Below are 21,593 nucleotides of genomic sequence, written 5' to 3' on the forward strand. Positions count from 1 at the left end.
CCGGACGGGCCCCTGGTGGCAGGTTCCCGGGCTCGCACGTCGAACTCCGGGAGCCCGCCACCGGCATCCGGCGCCGCTACAGCCCCACGTCGCGGCCGCGGATGTCGTCCAGGGACTCCCGCCGTACCAGCAGACGGGCGAGACCGTCGCGCACGGCGGCCACCGGCGGGCGGCCGACCAGGTTGTAACCGGAGGCCATCGACAGGTGGTAGGCCCCGGCCACCGGGACGGCGAGCAGGTCGCCGGGGCGTATGTCGGCGGGGAGTCGGACGTCGGCGGCCACGATGTCACCGGCCTCGCAGTGCCGGCCGACCACGGTCACCGGGGTCAGGGGTGCGCTGCCGCGCCGGCCGACCAGGCGGGGCGCGTACCGCACCCCGTACAGCGCCGGCCGGGGGTTGTCGCTCATGCCACCGTCCACCGCGACGAAGGTGCGGCTGCCGGTGCGTTTGACGGACAGCACGTGGTACAGGGCGATGCCCGCCGGCCCGGCGATGGCCCTGCCCGGCTCGATGATCAGACGCGGCACGGTGAGCCCGGCCGAGGCGCACGCCTCGATCAGCTCGGCGCGGACCTTGCGGGCCAGTGTGGTGAGGTCCAGGGCCCGATCGCCGGGGCGGTAGGCGATGCCGTGGCCTCCGCCGAGGTCGAGTTCGGGCAGGACCAGGCCGTGCTGCTCGTACAGCCGGGCCATCAGACCCACCATCCGCCGCACGGCGGCCAGGTACGGCTTGACGCCGGTGATCTGCGAACCCAGGTGGCAGTGGAGTCCGGTCAGTTCCAGCTGCGGCTGGGCCAGTATCCGGGTGATGGCGTGCTGGGCGTAGCCGTCGGCGATGGACAGGCCGAACTTCTGGTCGTCGGTGCCGGTGCGGATCTTCTCGTGGCCGCCGGCGCTGATGCCGGGCACCACGCGGACCATCACCTTCTGGTGCCCGTCCGCGCCGACCGCGGCGGCCAGCCGGGCGATCTCCGAGGGGCTGTCGATGACGATGCGGCCGACGCCGAGCTGCAGGGCCACCTGCAGCTCGCGCGGCGATTTGGCGTTGCCGTGCAGCACGATCCGCTCGGGCGGGAAGCCGGTGGTGACCGCGAGTTCCAACTCACCGGCGGAGCAGACGTCGAGGCCGAGGCCCTCCTCGTCCATCCAGTGGACCATGGCCCGGCACAGGAACGCCTTGGCGGCGTAGAGGACTTCGGCGTCGGGGAAGGCATGCCGGTAGGTGCGGCAGCGCCGCCGGACCTCGTCCTCGTCCAGGACGTACACCGGGGTGCCGAAGCGTTCGGCGATCTCGGCGAGCGGCACCCCGCCGACGGCGAGGTCGCCCGGGCGGGGCTCCGCGGCGGAGGCCGGCCACACCGACAGTTCGTCGAACTCCATGTCAACGGCGGGAGCGTGGACGGTGGTCATGGTGTCGCCCCCTTCAGCCGGCCCAGAGCGACAGCGCCGCGACGAGCGCGCCCGCGGCGGTCACCCGCAGCGCGCCGACGGCCTGCGGATCCCAGCCACCCGGCCGCGGGCCTGGCACACCGGACGCCTCCACAGCGCGGCCCGCGCCCCCACCACGCCTCGCCGCCGGGGCCGTGAACTGCGGATCCACCGTGACGCTGGTGACGCCGAGCGGTGCGGCCAGCGCGCGCAACGCGGGCTCGGCGAGCCTGATCCACGGCTGATCGGGCCCGAGCGTGGCGGTCAGCCCGCGCTCGGAGGTGAAGCCGACGGCCGTCCGACCGCCGAGCGGTGTGCGGAACAGCCGGGTCACACACCCGACCGGACCCGGCCGGACCGGAACGTACAGGGGCCCGGCCGGGAACGGTTCAGAAGGCTCCGGGTCTTCGCCGCACAGGAGTTCTGTCATGGGATGCCTCCGGGAGGATCCGAGTGATTCACCACGAGCTGGAATGCCCCGGAAGCGGGGAGGCGCACCGGGGCTCACCCATGACGCTATGCCGCCATGGCCCCCCGCCCCTGCTCTTGGCCCTCTCTTGACGCGATGCTTACGACGTACGGGGCGGCGCTGACGGGACGCTGACGGCCCAACGCACCGCCGAGCGGGGAAAGCCCAGCCAAGAGGGCGTCGGTGCCCGGAACCCGAACGCGACTCGGCCGTACGACGGCGACAGGACCAACCCCATACGAGAGCTGGTGTTGACGGCCTCCGAGTACCAGTGCGCCTCCTGCAGCTACGGTGGCGGGATCGGCGAGGACGTCGTATCTCTCACGGGACGCTTCCTCACCGGCCCCAGCCGGGCGCCCGCAGTATCGTCGCAGCCCACCGCGCCTGGCACGCCAGGCAGTCCTCTATGGTGTGCCACGCTCTGCCGAGCAGGAACCGAGGTGATACCTCAGCGGGAGCCTCGCTCGAGGTGTCATCCGCTGCCACTCACCGCTCCGGCCGGTATTCGGCCCATCCATTTCTTGAAGTCATCGAGCTCGCGGTAATCGCGTACAAACCCCGCCTCGGTGAGGTCCTCGCGGCGGGCAGACAGTTCCAGCACGACGACATAGTTGTGGCCGTGCATGCGGGCACACGGGTACCAGCTCGGCAGCCTGTGGAGGACGTGGCTGGCCGAGAAGTGGAACTCCTTGGTGATCGTCAGCGTGGCGGCTCCAGTGTGCCACCTGCCGTCCGGGCTCCTCTCCGGTCATCCGCCCCCGTCAACGGTCCAACCCTTCGCCCTCGCGGATGGCAATGTTGAGGGGGACCTACGTGAGGAAGCGGTCGCACAGCGGGTCATCGGTGACCAGGGCCGCCTTGCGAACGACCTCGCGCCGGGCCGCCCGTAACAGTCGGACACGTCCCAACGCGCCCACCGTGGAGGCTCCTTCTGCCCCGCCGGTGGCGAGTTCCTGACGCCAGGCCCGGAGGGTGGCGGCGAGCTGTGTGCGTTGTACGTCGGCATGCCTTGCCGCGGTGCACCAGCCCGTTGCGGATCTTTCCTGTCCGCTCCCGGCGAACTGAGAAGCGTGGCTGATCCGGGCTGTCCACGACCGCCACCCAGGCCCCTGGCACACGCGATCAGCCCGAGGCTTCGTGACCGTCGATGAGCCCCTGGATCGCGGACAAGATCCCCTCCAATGCGCCGGGCTCGGAGGCAAGCGAGGTCAGCAAAACCGACGGCCAGGCGTTATAGCCCTTTCCCGGCAGAGCCTCCAGCTTCTTCTGCAGGCCGGGGACCGTGGGCAAGGAAGCCGCGAATGCCGCCGCCCTTTCGCGGCCAAGGTGATGGGTGATGGAACCGAAGGCGATGGAGAGGTCGTCCCTCGCCGGGTCGTCTCGCAGAGACAGCGTCCAGAACGGCACCTCACGGCCGGAGACGCGATAGTAGACGGGCATGCTCGGATACCGGGCCGTGCCGCCCTCCGGTCGCCCGTGGGCCGTCGCGTGATCGAGCAGGGCGGTCGCGATCCGCCGTACTTCCGGATCCGGACGTGACTGGATCGCCGTGTCCATGTCGTCCCGCGTGGTCCTCTGCGCAGTACGCCGCCCGGAGGGGGACTTCGCCGCTGTCGCGACCTCCCCATGAATGCGCGGGACGAGGACGCGAAGGTCTCCGCCACCGCGATACTGGGTCAGCTCGACCGCGTACACATCGGTCTGTCGCAGCTGCCGGTTCAGGAACTCCACGATCGCCCGCAGCTCCAGCGGAATCCGGTCGGCGACGAACAGCAGACGCATCTGCCCGGCGGCCAGCCGCTCCTCGACCATCACCCAGAAATCCTCTGCGGAACGTTCACCGAGAAGCTCCCCGTACGCCTCCTCCATCGACCGGCCGTCCTTGGCACAGGTGTCCTCGAAGGAGCTCTGCAGCAGTGCAGCCGGCCAGTAGCGGGCTGCGTTCGCCGCGTAGTCCAGCATCTGGCCCACGACCTCGCGCCGGATCCGCGTGTCGGTGGCCCGCTTGACCTCCACGAGGGTCGGCACGCCGTCGGCGTCGACGAAGAGGTGGTCCAGCCAGTACACCGGGGCACTCTCCGTGCTCGTCGGGACCCCCATCTCCCGAGCCACCAGCACCAGCCTCAGAGGCCGGCCGTCGGCCAGCGTTCCGAAGTCCAGCACGCGCGGATGGCGGGCGAGCAGTTCCTGGAACTCCGCTTCCGTCTCGAACCCAGCCAGCTCCAGAGCCTGCAGTTCCTCGCCCAACACGAACACCGGCTGATCGCTCATCTACTCCCCCACCGCGCCGCCAAGTTCCCGCGGCCACTCATATCATTCCCACACCGATTCATATCGGAAGCCACTGACAACGGCTCCCAGCCGTCCGTCCCGCGACGCTTGCCTATCGCGTCTTCGGAGCTAGCAGCTTCAGCGCCTCATCCCACCGGAAACGATCCGCACCGCCGCCCGCCTTCGGCCGATGAGGCAAGTAACTGCCGATCAGGACGCCCATCTCACGCAGTTGGTCGAGACTCCGGCGGTACGCGGGGAGCTGCCTGCGCCGAGTTCAGGTAAGGCAGGACGGCGGCCAGGATGCCCATGCCGTACGCCTCGCACAGGATTCCCAGGGCAAGGATGTCGGAGATCCCGGCGGCCCACTTGTTGACCGTATTGAAGGTGGCCGGCGCGACGGCGATCGCGTCGGCGGGCGGCAGCGGACGGGCCTCGCCGGGCGTACGCCAGGCCGAGCGGATCGGGTAGCCGGTCTGCGCCTCGATCGTCTCCGTGTCCAGGACACCCAGCCCCGCCGGAGTGGCGACGACCCGGACGTCCCAGTTCCGCTCCTGCGCGGCCGTGATCAGCTTGCCGAGGTCGCCGGCGATGCCGCACGCGCAGACGACGACGTACAGGAAGGGCTTCTTCTCCGGGGCGTTCGGCTCAGTCACGCAGAAGCTCCCAGTTGGCCTGAAGTTGGGCAGTTCTGGCAGGGTATGGCGGCGGTCGCGGGCGGCCATGTCGGCGACCAGGTCGCGCACGGCGGGTCGGCGGACATCCTGGGCGGCGCAGGTCTCGGCGATCCGGAGGGCCTGGCAACCGTCGGAGAGGCGGCCTTGCTGGGTGTAGGCGCGTGCCGTCTCCACCCACAGGGCGGCCCAGCGCTCGGGCACGGGGATGTGCCGGTGCATCAACGGGCGCGCGGCCTGGAGGGCGAGGCCGCCGTCGCCGAAGGCCACCAGGGCACTGAGTTCGTGGAGGGCGACGTTGGTGGGCGGTGTGCCGGACCAGGGTGACGGTACTGAGTTCTTTCAGCTTGGCCACTGATCGGGGGCGGGGCCAGGGTCCGCAACGCACGAGGCTCCTGTGCCGTTGAGGGAGGTGTCCGAAGTCTCAACCCATCGGCGCAGGAGGCTCGTTGGTCTCTCATCCTGCTGCACTCGATCTGCCTCATGCGCTCGTCGAGTGGGTCACCACGCTCATCGCCACCCGGGAGGGTGACCGTCGCTGCAGGCTCCCACCGCACCAGCGTGCCCTTGTCGGGCTGATGTACCTGCCCCGGCACGACGCCCTCGCACAGATCGCGGCCGGCTTCGGCATCTCCCTCGGGTCTGCCCACCTCCGCTGAACGAACGGACCCCAAGAGAACGGGATCAGTCTGCCCGGCGGAATGCATGGAGCCAGCGCCGCTTACGGAAACTCATTCCGTCCCCCACCGCACGACGTCGAACGTCAGGAAATGGGGAACCAGGTCGACAGGCGCTTGGCGATGACCGGTACGTCGATGTTGTCCTGCGCAACTTCCTCGACGAACGGGCCGGCAATGGAGACGGGTGGTGGGACGGTACTGGCGCTGACACCGTTGAACCGCAGGAAGACACGCATGGCGAGCCAGGCGGTGCGCTTGTTGCCGTCGATCAGCGCGTGATTGCGGGCGACGGAGTGCAGCAGTGCCGCAGCCTTCTCGTGCAGCGTGGGATACAACTCGACTCCGAACACGTTCGTCCGGGGTCGCTTGATCGCCGACACCAGAAGGCCCATGTCACGCACGCTGTACTCGGTGCCGTTGACCGTGCGGGCGATGGCCAGGATCTCGTCGATCTGGATGTAGCGCACGTCGATCACTTCAGGTAGTCCAGGATCTCCGCATCGCTGTCCATGATCTCGGCCAAGACGTCCTCGACCTTCAGCTCGGCCCGGTTCTGAGCGTCACGGATGGCCTCAATGGCAAGTTCCTGCTTGCTGCGGCCCTCACGACGAGCCCGCTCGGTGAGCTTCGTGTCAAGGTCGTCGGGGAGCCGGAGTGTCATCGCCATGCAGAGATGATACCAGGCCGGTATCAAAGTGGCACGGTCGGGCCACGTTCTCAGCTCCAAAGAATGTGGGCCGGGTGGTCGCTCGCACCGCCCCTGCGGAGCTGCAGCAGAGACGTCCGCTTCGAGCGACATCCGAGCGTCATGAATATCCGAAAGAGCCTCTGAAGGCGCCGCCGATACAAACGCCTCGCTCACGAATCCGCAGGTCAGAGAGGTCTCAAAGATCGATCCGTCCGCTCGAACCGCTACACGGAGGGAACCAGGCCGAGCAACCCACCCGAACAATGAAAGCGCAGGTCAGCGGCCCTTCTCGGCCGGCTCCAGGATCGCCACGCACTCCACGTGGTGCGTCATCGGGAAGAGGTCGAAGGCCCTGAGCGTGCGGACGCGGTAGCCGCCGTCGCGGAAGTAGGCGAGGTCGCGGGCGAGGGCGGCCGGGTCGCAGGCGACGTAGGCGATGCGGCGTGCTCGCAGGCTCGCCAGGTGGCGCACGGTCTGCTTGCCCGCGCCGGCGCGGGGCGGGTCGAGGACGATCAGGTCCACCTCGGTGATGCCGGTGCGGGGGAGGATCTGTTCGACCTTGCCCTGCTCGATGCGGACGCGCTCGAATTCCTGGAGGTTGTGGCGGGCGTCCTCGACGGAGCGCTTGCCCGACTCGATGCCGAGCACCGCGCCCTGGTCGCCGACGCGGTCGGCGAGGGCGCCGGCGAAGAGGCCGACGCCGCAGTAGAGGTCGAGGGCCGTGTCGCCCTTGCGCGGCAGCAGGCCCTGCATCACGGCGCGGACCAGGGTGTCGGCGGCCTTCGGGTGGACCTGCCAGAAGCCGCCCATGCCGACGCGGTAGGTGCGGTCGTCCGCGCGCTCGCGGACGAAGGGGCGGCCGTGCACCCGGTGCACCCCGCCGTCCTTCTCGCCGACGCGGAGGACGGAGACCGGCTTGTCGAGCTCGACGATGGGGAGCCGGGCGCCGGGGCGGGGGGTGAGGATGACCTGGCGGTCGCCGGAGCCGGTGGCCGCGATCGCCTCGAGGGAGGCCATGCCCTCCCAGGTGCGGCGCTCGATGCCCAGTTCGGTGACGCCGGGGGCGGCGATCATGCAGTGGTCGACCGGCTCGACCTCGTGGGAGCGGTGGCGGCGCAGGCCCGCGCGCCCGGAGGCGTCGATGGCGTACTGGACGCGGGTGCGCCAGGCGGGCACCTCGCCGGCGGGCAGCTTGTCGCCCTCGGCCGGCATGACCGTGCCGTCCCAGCCCGCCTCCTCGGGGGTCAGCCCCGCCAGGCGCTGCAGCTGCTCGGCGATGACCTCGCCCTTGAGGCGGCGCTGGGCGCCGGGCTTGGCGTGCTGCCAGTCGCAGCCGCCGCAGCGGCCGGGGCCGGAGAAGGGGCAGGGGGCCTCGACCCGGTCCTTGGAGGGTTCCAGCACCTCGACCGCGTCGGCGCGCAGGAAGCGGGAGCCCTCGTCCCCCTCGGTGACCTTGGCGCGGACCCGCTCGCCGGGCAGGGTGTGCCGGACGAAGAGGACCCGGCCGTCCGGGGTACGGGCGATGCAGTGACCGCCGTGCGCGACGGGGCCCACCTCGACCTCGTACTCCTCGCCGACCAGCGATGCGTGGGCTTCGGACTGCATGGCGTGGTGGCTCCAGTACGTGAGGGGGTTGCGGGAGGGAGGGGGGTGCGGGAGGGGCGGCGGACGGCGACCGTCCAGGACAACAGCCGTCCAGTCTACGTCCCGCCCGCCCCTTGCCCGACCGACCAGCCCTTGCCAGACCGGCCACCGCTTGCCCGACCGGCCAGCCCTTGCCGACGGCGCTTGGCGTCGGCCCCCGCCGGGCACCAGGCCTACGTCACTTGCGGGAGGCCGCCTTCTCCTGCCTGGGCTGGGCCACCGGGCCGCGCCGGACCGAGCCGGGGGCGTTCCACTCGGCCCGCTTGCGGGCCCGCTTGCGCGCCTGCTCGGAGGAGTCCAGCTGCCAGGGCACCGAGGTGACCATGACGCCGGGGGTGAACAGCAGCCGGCCCTTGAGGCGCAGTGCGCTCTGGTTGTGCAGCAGGTGCTCGTACCAGCGGCCGACGACGTACTCGGGGATGTAGATGCTCACCACGTCGCGCGGGCTCTCCCGCCGCAGGCTCTTGACGTAGTCGATGACCGGCCGGGTGATCTCCCGGTAGGGCGAGTCCAGGACCTTGAGCGGGACGTCTATGCCGCGCTCCTGCCAGTCGGCCTGGAGGGCCTTGGTCTCGGCCGCGTCGACGCCGACGCTGAGGGCTTCCAGCTTGTCGGAGCGCATCAGCTTGGCGTAGGCCAGGGCGCGCAGGGTCGGCTTGTGGATCTTCGACACGAGCACCACGGCGTGTACCCGGGAGGGGCGTACGGCGTCGTCGTAGGGGGCGTCGTCGGCGGCGAGCTCATCGGCGACGCCGTCGTAGTGCCGCCGGATCGCGGACATCGTGACGTAGAAGATCACCATGCCCAGCAGCGCGACCCAGGCGCCGTGGGTGAACTTGGTCACCAGCACCACGACCAGCACCAGGCCGGTGAAGAAGGCGCCGAACGCGTTGATCGCGCGGGAGCGGACCATGTGGCGCCGCTTGGCCGGATCCTCCTCGGTGGCCAGATGGCGGTTCCAGTGCCGCACCATGCCGGTCTGGCTGAGGGTGAAGGAGACGAAGACGCCGACGATGTAGAGCTGGATCAGCTTGGTGGAGTCGGCGCCGTAGATCCACACGAGCACGGCCGCGGCGCCGGCCAGCAGCACGATGCCGTTGGAGAACGCGAGCCGGTCGCCGCGGGTGTGCAGCTGGCGCGGCAGGTAGCGGTCCTGGGCGAGGATCGAGCCGAGCAGCGGGAAGCCGTTGTACGCGGTGTTGGCGGCGAGGAAGAGGACCAGCGCGGTGGCCGCGGCGAGCACCACGAACAGGAAGGTGCCGTCGCCGAAGACGGCGGCCGCGACCTGGGAGATGACCGGGTCCTGGGTGTAGTCCTCGCCGACCGGGGTGCCGTTCTTCAGCAGGTCGTGCGCGGGGTTCTCGGCCATCTTCACATCGGTGGCCATGGCCAGCGCGATGATCCCGCAGAACATGGTGACGGCCAGGGCGCCCATCAGCGCGAGGGTGGTGGCCGCGTTCTTGCTCTTGGGCTTGCGGAAGGCGGGCACGCCGTTGCTGATGGCCTCGACGCCGGTCAGCGCGGCGCAGCCGGAGGAGAAGGCGCGCAGCAGCAGGAAGATCAGCGCGAACCCGGCCAGTCCGGTCTTCTCGGCGTGGATCTCGTAGTCCGAGGTGGGGGCGTGCATCTCGTCGCCCGAGACCAGTCCGCGGTAGGCGCCCCAGGCGATCATCAGGAAGACGCCGGCGACGAAGACGTAGGTCGGGATGGCGAAGAGCTTGCCGGACTCCTTGACCCCGCGCAGGTTCATCAGGGTGAGCAGCAGGATGATGCCGACCGCGCAGAGGGTCTTGTGCTCGATGACGAAGGGGACGGCCGAGCCCAGGTTCTCCACGCCGGAGGCGATCGACACGGCCACGGTGAGGACGTAGTCGACGAGCAGGGCGCTGGCGACGGTGAGACCCGCCCTGGGTCCGAGGTTGGTGTTGGCGACCTCGTAGTCACCGCCACCGCTCGGGTACGCGTGGACGTTCTGCCGGTAGGAGGCGACCACGGTGAACATGAGCACCACGACGGCGACGGCGATCCACGGGCTGTAGCTGTAGGCCGACACTCCCGCCACGGACAGCACGAGCAGCACCTCGCCGGGTGCGTACGCCACGGAGGACAGCGGGTCGGAGGCGAAGACCGGGAGGGCGATGCGCTTGGAGAGGAGCGTTTCCCCCAGCTTGTCACTGCGCAGCGCCCGGCCGATCAGGATCCGTTTCGGGATGTCGGTCAGTTTGGACACAACAGAGGATCGTAAAGGTTCGGCTTAAGGGGTGCCCACCCGCCTGCCGCCGGTGATAACGGCAGGCGGGTCGCCGCAGGTGGTCAGCTCAGCAGGGCGGGCAGGCCGCGGTGACCGTTGGAGATGAAGGACTCCACCGGTGTCAGGCCCTCGGGGCCGGCCGCGAGCCGCAGCCCGGGGAACCGCTCGAAGAGGGCCGGGAGGGCGATGGCCGCCTCCAGCCGGGCCAGCGGGGCGCCGACGCAGAAGTGGACGCCGTGTCCGAAGGCCAGGTGGTCCTTGAGCTTGCGGGTGACGTCGAAGGCGGCCGCGTCGTCGCCGTGCAGCTCGGGGTCGCGACCGGCCGCGAGGTAGGCGGCGACGATCGCGTCGCCCTTGCGCAGCACCACGCCGCCGTCGAGCTCGATGTCCTCCACGGCGTAGCGCAGCGGGAGGCTGGCCACCGGGGCCTGGACCCGCAGGGTCTCCTCGATCACGTCGTCCCAGTCGGCGCGGCCGGCCCGGACGTGCTCCAGCTGCTCGGGGTGGGTGAGCAGGGCGTGGATGGCGTTGTCGAGGAGGTTGACGGTGGTCTCGTGCCCGGCGCTGATCATCAGCAGCAGGGTGTCGACCAGCTCCTGCTCGGTGAGCCGGGAGTCGCCGTCCTCGTCGCGGGCGGCGATCAGCCCGCTGGTGAGGTCGTCGCCGGGCCGCTCGCGCTTGCGGGCGACCAGCTCGCCGAGGACGGCGTAGATCTCGGCGTAGGTGGCGGTGACCTCCTCGGGGTCGGCCGAGGTGTGGAAGATGCTGTCGACGCAGGCCCGCAGCCGCAGCCGGGTGGGCTCGTCCTCGACGCCGAACAGCTCGCAGATCACCTGGATCGGGATGGGGTACGCGTAGCCCTCACGCAGGTCCACCACCTCGCCCGGGGCGGTGGCGGCGAACGCGTCGAGGAGCTCGGCGGTCATCTCCTCGATGCGGGGGCGCAGGGCGGCGGTGCGCCGCGCGGTGAACGCCTTGGCGACCAGGGTGCGCAGGCGCTTGTGGTCGGCTCCGTAGGCGGTGAACATGTTCCGCACGGCGACCCAGGTGAACAGCGGCCACTCGGGGGAGATCTCGCCGTTGATCCAGCGGGGCCAGTGCCGGTTCGGGTCCTTGGAGACGCGCGGGTCGGTGAGGAGCTGTTTGAGCAGGGGCTGCCGGGTTACTGCCCACGCCACCACGCCGCCAGGGAGCTCCACAGGCGTCGCCGCCCCCCGGGCGTGGATCGCTGCGGCTTCGGCGTGGATGTCGCGGCCTGTGGGGTCGATGACAAAAGGGGCCGGCTGGCTGGGCTGGCGTTCCATCGGCTGTCTCCAGAGGTGTCGTCGATGTGGTCACGCGCGGGTGCGGCCTCGGGTGCGGGCGCCAGGTTCGGCAGCGGCGTCGTCACGGTGAGGGGCACCGGGGGGAAGCGGACGGGCAGCGCGGCGAGTGCGCGGTGGAAGGGGCCGGGCCGCCACCGGAGCTGGTCGGCCGGGACGGCGAGCTCGATGTCAGGTACCCGGTCCAGCAGCTTCTCCACGGCGACGGCCGCGATCAGCCGGGCCGCGTCCTTGCTGGGGCAGGTGTGCGGGCCGGCGCTCCAGGAGAGGTGGGCGCGGTTGCCGGCGCGGTGGTCGGAGGCGAGGACGGGGTCGTTGTTGGCGGCGGCGAAGCTGACCACGACCGGCTCGCCCTCACGCAGCCGCACTCCCCCGAAGTCCAGGTCGTGGACGGGGTAGTGGATGCCGTAGTTGGCCATCGGCGGGTCCAGCCACAGCACCTCGTCCAGCGCGTCCTCCACCGGGAGGCTGCCGCCGGACAGGTCGCCGGCGAAGCGGTCGTCGGAGAGCAGCAGCCGGAGCGCGTTGGTGATCAGGTTCTGCTGGGGTTCGGTTCCGGCACCCATCAGGACGACGAGCTGGTGGATCATCTCCTCGTCGGTGAGCTGGACGGGGTGGGCCAGCATCCAGGAGGTGATGTCCGCCTGGGGGCGGCGGCGCTTGAGCGAGATCAGCTCGATGCAGGTCTCGGTGAGCAGGGCGTTGGCCCGCTCGGCGTCCACCCCGTCGAAGATCCCGGACATGCCGGCGACCAGCCGCTCGCCGAGCGCGGGCGGGCAGCCGAAGAGCTGCTGGAAGACCATCAGCGGCAGCACCTTGGCGTAGTCGCCGAGGAGGTCCGCCTCGCCGGTGGGGGCGAACTCGTCGATGAGGGTGTCGGCGCTGCGCTCGACGTAGCCGCGCAGCGCGGTGGGGTCCACCCGGGCGAGGCTGTCGGTCACCGGCTGGCGCAGCCGGGCGTGGGCCTCGCCGTCCGCGAAGAGGCAGTTGGGGCGGTAGTGCATCATCGGCACCACCGGGTTGTCCGGGGCGACCCGGCCGTCGGCCAGGGCCTTCCAGCGGCGGGAGTCCTTGGCGAACTTCTCCGGGCTGCGCAGCACTTCGAGTGCGGCGTGGTAGCCGGTGACGAGGGTGGCGTGCGCGCCGGGGGCCAACTCGACCGGGGCGGTGGGGCCGTAGGTGCGCAGCCGGGCGTAGACGGCCTGCGGGTCGGCGGCGAAGTCGGGGCCGTACAGCGGCACGCTCGCGGTGGGGTGGCCGTCTGAGCCGGTGTGTGCGGGGCAGCCGGGGGGCGGCACGGTGCCGGCGTCGGGGCGGTAGGTCACACATGCTCCTGGGTGGTACGGGAGTGCAGGTACTGCACGAGGGAGATCAGTGCCTGGGTGGAGGAGGTCCGGTCGCGGGCGTCACAGGTGACCAGCGGGGTCTCGGGCAGCAGGTCGAGCGCCTCGCGGATCTCCTCCTCGGCGAAGACCGGGGATCCCTCGAAGTGGTTGACGGCGACCGCGTAGGGCAGCCCGTGTTCCTCCAGCAGCCCCATGACGTCGAAGGACTGCTCCAGGCGGCGGGTGTCGGCCAGCACCAGTGCGCCCAGCGCGCCGCGGGTCATGTCCTGCCACAGCCGGGTGAAGCGCTGCTGGCCGGGTGCGCCGAAGAGGTAGAGGACGAGCGAGTCGCTGAGGGTGAGCCGCCCGAAGTCCATCGCCACCGTGGTGGTCGTCTTGTCCTTGATGCCGGCGAGGTCGTCGACGAGTGCGCCGGCCTGCGTCATCGTCTCCTCGGTGCGCAGCGGCTTGATCTCGGACAGCGAGCCGACGAAGGTGGTCTTGCCGACCGCGAAGTGCCCGACGACCAGCAGCTTCACCGCTGTCCGGACGGACTGTCGCAGATAGACGCCGTTGTCAGAGGCGAGCGCGGAGTCCATCGAGCACCTCCTGCAGGAGCTGGGCCTCGGGCAGCTGGGCCGAGGGGATGGGTGACCGGGTGGTGATGTGACCGCTGTCGACGAGGTCGCCGAGCAGGACCTTCGTGACGCTCACGGGCAGCCGCAGATGGCCGGCGACCTCGGCGACCGAGAGCGCCCCGCCGAGGCACAGCTCCATGAGCTTGCGCTTTTCGGGGCTGAGCCCGCCCAGTGGCCGGTCGCCGTGCGCCATCACCAGCGTGACCAGGTCGAAGGTGTTGCGGGTCGGGTGGGCGCGGCCGTCGGTGACGACGTACGGCCGCACCAGCCCTCGTTCCTGACGCCGCCGCGCGGTCATGCCGGGCTGCCGATCCCCTGCCACGAGGCGTCCTGCCGCGGCGGGCTGGTGAGCTCCTTGCCGAGCCGGTCGACGAGCTTCTGCATCCGGTAGGTGACGGCCTCCATGTCCACCTCGGCGCCGGCGGAGACCGCGAGGTAGGCGCCGGGGCCGGCGGCGATGAGGAAGACGTATCCGCCGACGAACTCGACGAGCGTCTGCTGCCAGGGGGTCTCCTGGCGGTCGCAGAACTCGGCGGTGCTGCGGCTGATCGACTGCAGGCCGGAGAGAGCGGCCGCCTGGCGTTCCGCCTCGTCACGGTCGATGCCCTCGGAGTGGGCGCGGAGCATGCCGTCCGCGGAGAGCAGGATCGCGTGCCGCGCCTCCGGCATCTTCACGACCTCGTCGAGCATCCAGCCCAACTCGTTGTTCATGTGGTCGTTCATGCCTGGCGATTCCCTTCATCGTGGTGCTCAGCGGCGTCGTCGCGGTTGCCCGCACGACCGGATCGGGTGCCGCGGGCGAACGCCCCCATGCGCCGGGCGGTCTCCTCCGCCGAGCGGACGGGGTGCGAGCCGGTGTCCGGCTCGTGTCCGGGCTGCGGCCGGCTGCCCGGCGTCGGCCAGTCGTCCGCCGGCTGGTCGATTGCCGGCTGGTCGACCGCCGGCTGCCGGCGGCGGCGCTTGGGCAGGCCGCCGGCGGTCGACGGGTAGCTGCGCGGCACGTCGTCGCCGGGCTGCGGGTGGCCCAGCGGGCTGCGCGGCTCGGGGGCCGGCGGCGCGCTCCGGTGCTGCCGGGGCTGTGAGGGGGTCCGGGGCTGCGCGGCGGCGGGCGCGGGGGCTTGCATGGGGTGCGGTCCGTCCGGTTCCAGGTGGGTGAGGAGCGCGCTGGGGAGGAAGAGGACGGCCCGCACGCCGCCGTAGGGGGACCGGGTGTCCACCGAGACGCTGAAGCCGTACCGCGCGGCGAGCACCCCGATGACCGGGAAGCCGAACTGCGGTGGGTCGCCGAGCCGGGAGACGTCGACCGGGCGGTGCCCGGACAGCAGGGCGCCGGCCCGCTGCACCTCCTGGCCGTCCATGCCGACACCGGCGTCGTCGATCACCACGCAGGCGCCGTTGTGCACCGGTTGGAGGCTCACCTCGACGGTGGTGTTGGGCTGCGAGTGGCGGGCGGCGTTGTCCAGCAGCTCGGCGACGGCGAGCACCACCGGTTCCACGGCCCGGCTGATGACCGCGATGTCGATCTGGGAGTGCACCTGGATACGGCGGTAGTCGCGGATGCGCGACTTGGCGCCCCGCACCACGTCGCTGAGGGAGGAGGCGGCACGCTGCCGGCCGGGCCAGGATCCGCAGAGCACGGCGATGGCCTGGGCCCGGCGGCCGAACTGGGAGTTCGCGTGGTCGATCTCCAGCAGGTCGCGGAGGACGTCGGGGTTGTCGTGCCGGTCCTGCATCTCTGAGATGGACATCTGCTGCTCGTGCGCGAGGCCCTGGAGCGCCCGCATCGACGCCTTGAGCGCGGCCTTGGCCGAGGTGTCGGCCTTGGTCTGGGCCCGGTCCACGGCCTGGGTGAAGAGGTCCACCGCGGCCTGCAGGCCCTGCGCGTACGCCGTCCCGGCGAGCCGTCCGTCGAGGAGGCCGGGGGGTGCGACCGGCTGGGGCGAGGCATCCCCGGCGGCGGGCAGCCGGACGGCGACGAGGTGCTGGATCTCCGCGTCCCGCGACCGCAGGCTGTCTTCAAGTACGGCGTTGCGCTTGCGCACGGTGGCGGTGATCCGGTGCTGACGCAGCAGCAGCACCGAAGCGACCAATACGAGCACGCCCAGGCACCAGACCATCACCTCCGATATGTGATCTGTCATCAGTTCCTCGTGGACGAGAGGACAAGAGGAGTCCAGAAGCGGAATACAGCGATCATCCTAGTCGCGCTGGTGACCAAGTGTCCCTTCGCCATCACAATTTGCGAGATGGGGCGCCGATTGACCCGCGAGTAACCCGATTTGGGCGCACTCAGGTCTGTGCGGGTACGGGCGACAGCGAACCGGAATGCCCGACTCGGAACTTTGCCAGAGCAAATTATTTCTCAGGGCCAGAAACCGCTGTCGCCGAGTCAGAAACCGCCGCCGCCCGCTCGGGAACCGCCCTCGCGGAGCCGGGAACCGCTCCCCCGGCGGTCAGGAATCACCTCCGCCGGGCCCGGAGCCGTCGAGGATCACCGAGCGGGTCAGATGGCGCGGGCGGTCCGGGTCCAACCCCCGGGCGGCCGCCACGGCGACCGCGAGCCGCTGCGCCCGCACCAGCTCGGCGAGCGGGTCCAGCCCGCCGGCGACCCACATCCCGCCGGCCGACCGCACCTGCTCGGCCAGCCCCTCGGGCGCCTCGCCCAGCATCCAGGTCGCGGTGGACGGTGCGGTGATGCTGATGGGGCCGTGCCGGTACTCCATCGCCGGATAGGACTCGGTCCAGGCCAGCGACGCCTCCCGCATCTTCAGCGCCGCCTCGTTGGCCAGACCCACCGTCCAGCCACGGCCGAGGAAGGTGAACTGCGAGCAGTCGGCCAACCCGGCCGGCAGCGGCTCGGCGAGCGCGGTCCGGGCGTCGGCGACGGCGTCCGTCGTGTGCAGGCCCAGGTGGGCGCGGAGCAGGGTCAGCCCACTGGTGGCGAAGCGGGTCTGCACCACGGACCGCTCGTCGGCGAAGTCCAGCACCACCACGTCGTCGGCGGCCGTCATCACCGGGGTCGCGGGATCCGCGGTGATCGCGGTGGTCCGGGCCGAGCCGCGCAGCCGGGCCAGCAGTTCCAGCACCTCGGTCGTGGTCCCGGAGCGGGTGAGCGCCACGACCCGGTCGTAGCGGCGGCCGAGGGGGAACTCGGAGGCGGCGAAGGCGTCCGTCTCGCCCTGTCCGTCGCCCTCACGCAAGCCCGCGGCGGCCTGCGCCATGAACAGCGAGGTGCCGCACCCCACGATGGCCACCCGCTCTCCGGCGCGCGGGAGCACGGTGGCATGGGCGGCCGCCAGCCCGGCCGCCCGCCGCCAGCACTCGGGCTGGCTGGCGAGTTCCCGCTCCACGTCGGTGCGGCCCCGCTCGATGTCGGCGCGGATGTCCTGCTCGGCTTCGGTTCGGGCTTGCTTCTCTCCATGGCTCACGGCGAACTCCCACCCCTGAGGCGAATGTTGAGCGTTTCTGCAAGATATCGGCGACTTCCGAGCGCGATCAAGCATCACAGCGTGTCGCGCTAGGGTCACGGGACGATCGACGATCGGACCGGTGAGACGGCGGGAGCGCCGCCCGCCGATCGACGAGAGCAGATCCACCAGACCCGATCGACGGATGGAGGGGGCCGGATGTCCCGGGACGCCCGCTGGAAGGCACTGCTGGAACTACTCGTCGAGCAGGGCCGGCTGGACGTCGAGCAGGCGGCCACCGCGCTCGGCGTCTCGGCCGCGACCATCCGGCGCGACTTCGACCAGCTCGCCGAGCAGCAGATGCTGGTACGCACCCGGGGCGGGGCGGTGGTGCACGGGGTCTCCTACGAGCTTCCGCTCCGCTACAAGGTCTCCCGCCGCGCCTCCGAGAAGCAGCGCATCGCCGGCGCCGTGGCCGAGCTGATCGCGCCCGGCGAGGCGGTCGGCCTGACCGGGGGGACCACCACCACCGAGGTCGCCCGCGCCCTCGCGGTGCGGCCGGAGCCGGCGGACGGCTCCCCGGCCCTGACGGTGGTGACCAACGCCCTGAACATCGCCAACGAGCTGGCGGTCCGCCCGCACATCAAGATCGTCGTCACCGGCGGGGTGGCCCGGCCGCAGTCCTACGAGCTCATCGGGCCGCTCGCCGACGGCGTGCTCGGGCAGATCTCCCTGGACACCGCGGTGCTGGGGGTGAACGCCTTCCATGTGAGCGAGGGCGCCGCCGCCCATGACGAGGCGGAGGCCAGGATCAACCGGCTGCTGTGCGAGCGGGCGGCGCGGGTGGTGGTGGCCGCCGACTCCAGCAAGCTGGGCGAGCGCGCCTTCGCCCGTATCTGCGCCACCGCCGAGGTCGACGTCCTGGTCACCGACGCCGCCGTCCCACGGGACCTCGCCGAGGCCTTCACCGAGGCGGGCGTGACGGTCGTCACCGTCTGACCGCCCGCGCAGGCCCCAGGCCGCCGGATCGACCATGCGTTCCAAGTTGCCTTCCCGGGTCCCGCTACGGTGGACTCAGACATGCGAGGGGCCGGCTTTCCGCCTGCCTGACGCGTCCAGACCCGGCCACGCCGGGGCCATCGACGGTCCCGACGCACCGGGTGAGCCGAGAAGGAAGATGTGAGCGGGTTGTTTACGGAATTCAGCGGGCCGGCCAGGAGTGCGGGGTAGCGGGACGATGCACGTCGTCATCATGGGCTGCGGCCGAGTCGGCGCCGCACTCGCTCAGACCCTGGAGGCACAGGGTCACACGGTCGCTGTCGTGGACCAGGACCCGACGGCCTTCCGCAGGCTGGGCGCCGGATTCGGCGGCCGCCGGGTGACCGGGGTCGGCTTCGACCAGGACACCCTGCGCGAGGCGGGCATCGAGGAAGCCGGAGCGTTCGCCGCGGTCAGCAGCGGCGACAACTCCAACATCATCGCCGCCCGGGTGGCGCGCGAGATGTTCGGCGTGGAGAACGTCGCGGCCCGCATCTACGACCCGCGCCGCGCCGAGGTCTACCAGCGGCTCGGCATCCCCACCGTGGCCACGGTGCGCTGGACCGCCGACCAGATGCTGCGGCGGCTGCTCCCCTCCGGCTCGGAGCCGCTGTGGCGGGACCCGAGCGGCGGAGTGCAGCTGGCCGAGGTGCACACCTCCCCGACCTGGGTCGGGCACAAGATCAGCAAACTGCAGGAGGAGACCGGGGTCCGGGTGGCGTTCATCACCCGCCTGGGCGAAGCGATGCTGCCGACTTCACAGACGGTGCTCCAGGAAGGGGACCTGGTGCACGTGATGATGCGCACCGACGAGGTCGAGAAGGTCGAGGCGGCGTTCGAGACGGGCCCGGAGGACGCGCGATGAGGGTTGCGATCGCCGGAGCGGGCGCGGTGGGACGTTCCATCGCGGGTGAGCTGCTGGAGAACGGGCACGAGGTACTGCTGATCGACAAGGCGCCGACCGCGATCTCGGTGGAGCGGGTGCCGCAGGCCGAGTGGCTGCTGGCCGACGCCTGCGAGATCACCTCGCTCGACGAGGCCGCGCTGCAGCGCTGCAACGTGGTCATCGCCGCGACCGGCGACGACAAGGTGAACCTGGTCGTCTCGCTGCTCGCGAAGACCGAGTACGGGGTGCCGCGGGTGGTGGCCCGGGTCAACAACCCCAAGAACGAGTGGCTGTTCAACGAGGCCTGGGGGGTGGACGTGGCCGTCTCCACGCCGCGCCTGATGTCCGCCCTGGTCGAGGAGGCGGTCAGCGTCGGCGACCTGGTGCGGCTGCTGCGCTTCAGCCACGGCGACGCGAACCTGGTCGAGCTGACGCTGCCGCCGGAGGCGGCGCTGGCGGGCACCCGGGTCGGCGAGGTGGCGTGGCCGGAGGACACCAGCCTGGTCACCATCATCCGCGGCACGCGGGTGCTGACGCCCAGCAAGGACGATGTGCTGGAGGCCGGGGACGAGCTGCTGTTCGTGGCGGCTCCGGCGCGCGAGGAGCAGCTGGAGGATCTGCTCTCGGTGCGCCGCGAGGACACCGTCGAGGAGTAGCGCGCATGAGAAGGGCCGGGGCCCGGGGCTGAGCCCCGGGCCCCGGCCCTTGACGCGTCTCAGGCCCCGCCGGGGTGCGAAGCCACGCGCTCCCGCTCGGCCTTCTCCTCGGCCTCCATCTCCGCGATCACGTCGATCGGCGGCGGGGCCTTCGCCAGGAAGATCCAGGTCAGGTAGACGCAGAGCAGGAACGGCGGAATGCCCAGCGCCACCTTGACCCAGCCCAGCTGCGTGGCGTCCCCCCACCAGTAGAGCGGGAAGAGGATGGCCGACTTGGCGAGCAGGACCAGCCCCCACGCCCAGGTGGCCTTGGTGTAGGCGGTGAACCGGCCCGGGTTGCGGGTGCGCCAGGAGAGGTTCTCCTTGAGCATCGGGCCGAGCAGCACACCGATCAGCGGGTAGCGGAAGATCGCGGAGAGGACGTAGGCGATCGCCAGCCCCAGCGTGTAGAGCATGCCGGGGAGGTAGAAGTTCTTGGCGTCGCCGGACATCATCGCGAAGACCGCGCCGATGGCCACCCCGAAGACGCCGCTGAAGGCGTGCTTGAGGGTCTCCTTGCGGATCAGCCGGGCGACCGCGAGCAGCATCGACAGGCCGAGGGCCGCGATGGCCGCGAGATGGATGTCCCGCTTGATCGTGTAGAACAGGACGAAGACCAGTCCGGGCACGGTGGTGTCCACCATGCCGCGCACCCCGCCGAACGCCTCCAGCAGCGCGGTGTCGGCCGCCGCCCTGCTCTGGGCGGCGTCCGCGGCCCGCGCGTCGGCGTCCGGCGCGGCGGAGCGTTGCGCTGCGGAGGCGTGCGCGACCCCCCCGGCGTTCTGATCGGTCAAGGTCTGCTTGTCGTCAGACGTCGTCACCCGCTACTCCTGTCCGAGCGGTCGGAGTTCGTACTTGGGGTTGAACAGCACCCGGCGCCCGTGACTCATGGAGATCCGGCCGGTGGCGATGAGTTTGCGGCCCGGCTCTATCCCGATGATGGAGCGGCGGCCCAGCCACACCACGTCCAGGGCGGCGGTGCCGTCGTAGAGCTCCGCCTCCAGGGCGGGCACCCCGGCCCGCGGCCGCAGCGTGACCGTGCGAAGCGTACCGGTCACCATCACTATCTGCCGGTCGCCACACTCGCCGATCTTGGTGCAGCCCGCGTTCTCCGCGTCCTGCTCCAGCTCTGCGGAGTGGAGCTCCTCCTGGGAGCTCGACAGCCGGTCGAGCATCCGGCGGAACCGGCCGGCGGGCTTGTCGGATCGGGATTCGGCACTCATACGGCCAGCGTACCGGGGAGCCCTGACCGCTTCACCGGTCCGGGCGCCACCGCATCGGCCCGGCCCGGTGACCCCCCGCTCGCGCCCCGGGTCAGCCCTCGAAGCGGTAGCCCATCCCCGGCTCGGTAATACGCCGTCTCCCGGGGGACAACCCCCGGACCCCCGGCCGACACGCCAGCCCTCAGCCCTCGAAGCGGTAGCCCATCCCCGGCTCGGTAATGAAGTGGCGGGGGTGGGAGGGGTCGGTCTCCAGCTTGCGGCGCAGCTGGGCCATGTAGACGCGCAGGTAGTTGGTCTCGGTGCCGTAGGCCGGGCCCCACACCTCCTGGAGCAGCTGCTTCTGGCTGACCAGGCGGCCGGTGTTGCGGACCAGCACCTCCAGCAGGTGCCATTCGGTGGGCGTCAGCCGGATGTCGCGGCCGCCGCGGTTGACCTTCTTGGCGGCGAGGTCGACGGTGAACGCGTCGGTCCGCACCACGACCGGGTCCTCGCTCTGACCCGAGGGCTCGGCGCGGCGCACCGCGGCGCGCAGGCGGGCCAGCAGCTCGTCCATGCCGAAGGGCTTGGTGACGTAGTCGTCGGCTCCGGCGTCGAGCGCCTCGACCTTCTCGTCGGAGGTCTGCCGGGCGGAGAGCACCAGGATCGGGACCCGGGTCCAGCCGCGCAGCCCCTTGATCACCTCGACGCCGTCCATGTCGGGCAGCCCGAGGTCGAGGACGACGACGTCCGGGTGGCGGGCGGCGGCGAGCTGGAGGGCGGTCGCGCCGTCCGGGGCGGCATCCACCTCGTACTTGCGGGCCTTGAGGTTGATGACGAGGGCGCGGACGATCTGCGGCTCGTCATCCACCACGAGCACCCTCACGGGCGTCCTGGGGGCACTCACAGCGGTCGCTGGAAGAGGGCCGCCGGAAGGATGCGGCATGGGACGGCCTGCCTTTCTGTGCTGTCGTGGC

The 21,593-nt window shown here is 71.1% G+C and carries 20 protein-coding genes and 4 pseudogenes; 5 read left to right on the forward strand and 19 right to left on the reverse strand.

Annotation, left to right across the window (positions count from 1 at the left end):
• Nucleotides 1-76: 76 nt before the first annotated feature.
• Together lysA and AC4BDD_RS06320 are read right to left on the reverse strand one after the other, a co-directional pair.
• Complete coding sequence (gene lysA, locus AC4BDD_RS06315; protein ID WP_490689978.1) at nucleotides 77-1,411, reverse strand: diaminopimelate decarboxylase; 1,335 nt, start codon at nucleotides 1,409-1,411, stop codon at nucleotides 77-79.
• Between the two features lie 13 nt (nucleotides 1,412-1,424).
• On the reverse strand, nucleotides 1,425-1,763 hold the full coding sequence (locus AC4BDD_RS06320; protein ID WP_490689979.1) for an SAV_915 family protein: 339 nt from the start codon (nucleotides 1,761-1,763) through the stop codon (nucleotides 1,425-1,427).
• Nucleotides 1,764-2,122: 359 nt separating this feature from the next.
• On the opposite strand from AC4BDD_RS06320, the pseudogene AC4BDD_RS06325 reads away from it, so the two are divergent.
• Nucleotides 2,123-2,221: pseudogene (locus AC4BDD_RS06325) on the forward strand (phosphorothioated DNA-binding restriction endonuclease); the annotation flags it as partial.
• Between the two features lie 188 nt (nucleotides 2,222-2,409).
• Here AC4BDD_RS06325 and AC4BDD_RS06330 read toward each other — a convergent pair.
• The 3 genes and pseudogenes from AC4BDD_RS06330 to AC4BDD_RS06340 form a co-directional block, all read right to left on the reverse strand.
• Nucleotides 2,410-2,601: pseudogene (locus AC4BDD_RS06330) on the reverse strand (6-pyruvoyl trahydropterin synthase family protein); the annotation flags it as partial.
• A 419-nt stretch (nucleotides 2,602-3,020) separates the two neighbouring features.
• Nucleotides 3,021-4,169, reverse strand: coding sequence for a hypothetical protein (locus AC4BDD_RS06335; RefSeq protein WP_490689980.1), 1,149 nt, complete (start codon nucleotides 4,167-4,169; stop codon nucleotides 3,021-3,023).
• A gap of 112 nt (nucleotides 4,170-4,281) precedes the next feature.
• Nucleotides 4,282-4,825, reverse strand: a pseudogene (locus AC4BDD_RS06340) (flavoprotein).
• A gap of 467 nt (nucleotides 4,826-5,292) precedes the next feature.
• Here AC4BDD_RS06340 and AC4BDD_RS06345 point away from each other — a divergent pair.
• Nucleotides 5,293-5,493 (forward strand): annotated as a pseudogene (locus tag AC4BDD_RS06345) (transposase family protein); the annotation flags it as partial.
• Between the two features lie 113 nt (nucleotides 5,494-5,606).
• On the opposite strand, the gene AC4BDD_RS06350 reads toward AC4BDD_RS06345, so the two are convergent.
• The 11 genes from AC4BDD_RS06350 to AC4BDD_RS06400 all read right to left on the reverse strand — a co-directional run bounded on the left by AC4BDD_RS06350 (nucleotide 5,607) and on the right by AC4BDD_RS06400 (nucleotide 16,762).
• Entirely contained in the window at nucleotides 5,607-5,999 is a 393-nt protein-coding gene (locus AC4BDD_RS06350) for a type II toxin-antitoxin system death-on-curing family toxin (protein WP_490689981.1), read from the reverse strand.
• Entirely contained in the window at nucleotides 5,996-6,190 is a 195-nt protein-coding gene (locus AC4BDD_RS06355) for a ribbon-helix-helix protein, CopG family (RefSeq protein WP_490689982.1), read from the reverse strand. The genes AC4BDD_RS06350 and AC4BDD_RS06355 overlap by 4 nt, the downstream gene beginning before the upstream one ends.
• Before the next feature lie 297 nt (nucleotides 6,191-6,487).
• A complete protein-coding gene (locus tag AC4BDD_RS06360; protein ID WP_490689983.1) occupies nucleotides 6,488-7,816 on the reverse strand; it encodes a class I SAM-dependent RNA methyltransferase in 1,329 nt (442 codons plus the stop codon).
• Between the two features lie 217 nt (nucleotides 7,817-8,033).
• A complete protein-coding gene (locus AC4BDD_RS06365; protein ID WP_490689984.1) occupies nucleotides 8,034-10,085 on the reverse strand; it encodes an APC family permease in 2,052 nt (683 codons plus the stop codon).
• 83 nt (nucleotides 10,086-10,168) lie between these two features.
• Complete coding sequence (locus tag AC4BDD_RS06370; RefSeq protein ID WP_490691689.1) at nucleotides 10,169-11,287, reverse strand: cytochrome P450 family protein; 1,119 nt, start codon at nucleotides 11,285-11,287, stop codon at nucleotides 10,169-10,171.
• Nucleotides 11,269-12,753 carry a cytochrome P450 gene (locus AC4BDD_RS06375; protein WP_490689985.1) on the reverse strand — a complete coding sequence of 495 codons (1,485 nt, stop codon included), beginning with the start codon at nucleotides 12,751-12,753 and terminating at the stop codon, nucleotides 11,269-11,271. The genes AC4BDD_RS06370 and AC4BDD_RS06375 overlap by 19 nt, the downstream gene beginning before the upstream one ends.
• On the reverse strand, nucleotides 12,750-13,352 hold the full coding sequence (locus AC4BDD_RS06380) for a GTP-binding protein (RefSeq protein ID WP_490689986.1): 603 nt from the start codon (nucleotides 13,350-13,352) through the stop codon (nucleotides 12,750-12,752). Before AC4BDD_RS06380 ends, AC4BDD_RS06375 begins: the two co-directional genes overlap by 4 nt.
• Nucleotides 13,330-13,689 (reverse strand): DUF742 domain-containing protein, encoded by a 360-nt coding sequence (locus AC4BDD_RS06385; protein WP_490689987.1) that lies wholly within the window; start codon nucleotides 13,687-13,689, stop codon nucleotides 13,330-13,332. Before AC4BDD_RS06385 ends, AC4BDD_RS06380 begins: the two co-directional genes overlap by 23 nt.
• Nucleotides 13,686-14,114 (reverse strand): roadblock/LC7 domain-containing protein, encoded by a 429-nt coding sequence (locus AC4BDD_RS06390; RefSeq protein WP_490689988.1) that lies wholly within the window; start codon nucleotides 14,112-14,114, stop codon nucleotides 13,686-13,688. The genes AC4BDD_RS06385 and AC4BDD_RS06390 overlap by 4 nt, the downstream gene beginning before the upstream one ends.
• Complete coding sequence (locus AC4BDD_RS06395; RefSeq protein ID WP_490689989.1) at nucleotides 14,111-15,532, reverse strand: ATP-binding protein; 1,422 nt, start codon at nucleotides 15,530-15,532, stop codon at nucleotides 14,111-14,113. The genes AC4BDD_RS06390 and AC4BDD_RS06395 overlap by 4 nt, the downstream gene beginning before the upstream one ends.
• 312 nt (nucleotides 15,533-15,844) lie before the next feature.
• A complete protein-coding gene (locus tag AC4BDD_RS06400; protein ID WP_490691690.1) occupies nucleotides 15,845-16,762 on the reverse strand; it encodes an SIS domain-containing protein in 918 nt (305 codons plus the stop codon).
• A 255-nt stretch (nucleotides 16,763-17,017) separates the two neighbouring features.
• Between AC4BDD_RS06400 and AC4BDD_RS06405 the strand changes: the two genes are divergently transcribed.
• The 3 genes from AC4BDD_RS06405 to AC4BDD_RS06415 all read left to right on the forward strand — a co-directional run bounded on the left by AC4BDD_RS06405 (nucleotide 17,018) and on the right by AC4BDD_RS06415 (nucleotide 19,378).
• A complete protein-coding gene (locus AC4BDD_RS06405; RefSeq protein WP_490689990.1) occupies nucleotides 17,018-17,797 on the forward strand; it encodes a DeoR/GlpR family DNA-binding transcription regulator in 780 nt (259 codons plus the stop codon).
• A gap of 238 nt (nucleotides 17,798-18,035) precedes the next feature.
• Nucleotides 18,036-18,701 (forward strand): potassium channel family protein, encoded by a 666-nt coding sequence (locus tag AC4BDD_RS06410; protein ID WP_490689991.1) that lies wholly within the window; start codon nucleotides 18,036-18,038, stop codon nucleotides 18,699-18,701.
• Complete coding sequence (locus AC4BDD_RS06415; RefSeq protein ID WP_490689992.1) at nucleotides 18,698-19,378, forward strand: potassium channel family protein; 681 nt, start codon at nucleotides 18,698-18,700, stop codon at nucleotides 19,376-19,378. The genes AC4BDD_RS06410 and AC4BDD_RS06415 overlap by 4 nt, the downstream gene beginning before the upstream one ends.
• A 59-nt stretch (nucleotides 19,379-19,437) precedes the next feature.
• Here the strand turns inward: AC4BDD_RS06415 and AC4BDD_RS06420 are convergent, their stop codons facing one another.
• The 3 genes from AC4BDD_RS06420 to AC4BDD_RS06430 all read right to left on the reverse strand — a co-directional run bounded on the left by AC4BDD_RS06420 (nucleotide 19,438) and on the right by AC4BDD_RS06430 (nucleotide 21,562).
• The gene (locus AC4BDD_RS06420; RefSeq protein ID WP_490689993.1) at nucleotides 19,438-20,238 is read right to left on the reverse strand and encodes a DUF3159 domain-containing protein; all 801 of its coding nucleotides are present in this window, start codon (nucleotides 20,236-20,238) and stop codon (nucleotides 19,438-19,440) included.
• A gap of 3 nt (nucleotides 20,239-20,241) precedes the next feature.
• On the reverse strand, nucleotides 20,242-20,640 hold the full coding sequence (locus AC4BDD_RS06425; RefSeq protein WP_490689994.1) for an OB-fold nucleic acid binding domain-containing protein: 399 nt from the start codon (nucleotides 20,638-20,640) through the stop codon (nucleotides 20,242-20,244).
• 181 nt (nucleotides 20,641-20,821) lie between these two features.
• Complete coding sequence (locus tag AC4BDD_RS06430; protein WP_490689995.1) at nucleotides 20,822-21,562, reverse strand: response regulator; 741 nt, start codon at nucleotides 21,560-21,562, stop codon at nucleotides 20,822-20,824.
• Nucleotides 21,563-21,593 lie beyond the last annotated feature (31 nt).

The organism is Streptomyces sp. JLBT605 (assembly GCF_058215555.1).

Excerpts from the sequence above, each read along its gene's own strand:
- AC4BDD_RS06395 (WP_490689989.1), bottom strand. The coding sequence starts at position 15,532 with ATGACAGATCACATATCGGAGGTGATGGTCTGGTGCCTGGGCGTGCTC.
- AC4BDD_RS06425 (WP_490689994.1), bottom strand. The coding sequence starts at position 20,640 with ATGAGTGCCGAATCCCGATCCGACAAGCCCGCCGGCCGGTTCCGCCGG.
- AC4BDD_RS06415 (WP_490689992.1), top strand. The coding sequence starts at position 18,698 with ATGAGGGTTGCGATCGCCGGAGCGGGCGCGGTGGGACGTTCCATCGCG.
- AC4BDD_RS06410 (WP_490689991.1), top strand. The coding sequence starts at position 18,036 with ATGCACGTCGTCATCATGGGCTGCGGCCGAGTCGGCGCCGCACTCGCT.
- AC4BDD_RS06355 (WP_490689982.1), bottom strand. The coding sequence starts at position 6,190 with ATGGCGATGACACTCCGGCTCCCCGACGACCTTGACACGAAGCTCACC.
- AC4BDD_RS06430 (WP_490689995.1), bottom strand. The coding sequence starts at position 21,562 with ATGCCGCATCCTTCCGGCGGCCCTCTTCCAGCGACCGCTGTGAGTGCC.
- AC4BDD_RS06385 (WP_490689987.1), bottom strand. The coding sequence starts at position 13,689 with ATGACCGCGCGGCGGCGTCAGGAACGAGGGCTGGTGCGGCCGTACGTC.
- AC4BDD_RS06360 (WP_490689983.1), bottom strand. The coding sequence starts at position 7,816 with ATGCAGTCCGAAGCCCACGCATCGCTGGTCGGCGAGGAGTACGAGGTC.
- AC4BDD_RS06335 (WP_490689980.1), bottom strand. The coding sequence starts at position 4,169 with ATGAGCGATCAGCCGGTGTTCGTGTTGGGCGAGGAACTGCAGGCTCTG.
- lysA (WP_490689978.1), bottom strand. The coding sequence starts at position 1,411 with ATGACCACCGTCCACGCTCCCGCCGTTGACATGGAGTTCGACGAACTG.
- AC4BDD_RS06380 (WP_490689986.1), bottom strand. The coding sequence starts at position 13,352 with ATGGACTCCGCGCTCGCCTCTGACAACGGCGTCTATCTGCGACAGTCC.
- AC4BDD_RS06390 (WP_490689988.1), bottom strand. The coding sequence starts at position 14,114 with ATGAACGACCACATGAACAACGAGTTGGGCTGGATGCTCGACGAGGTC.
- AC4BDD_RS06405 (WP_490689990.1), top strand. The coding sequence starts at position 17,018 with ATGTCCCGGGACGCCCGCTGGAAGGCACTGCTGGAACTACTCGTCGAG.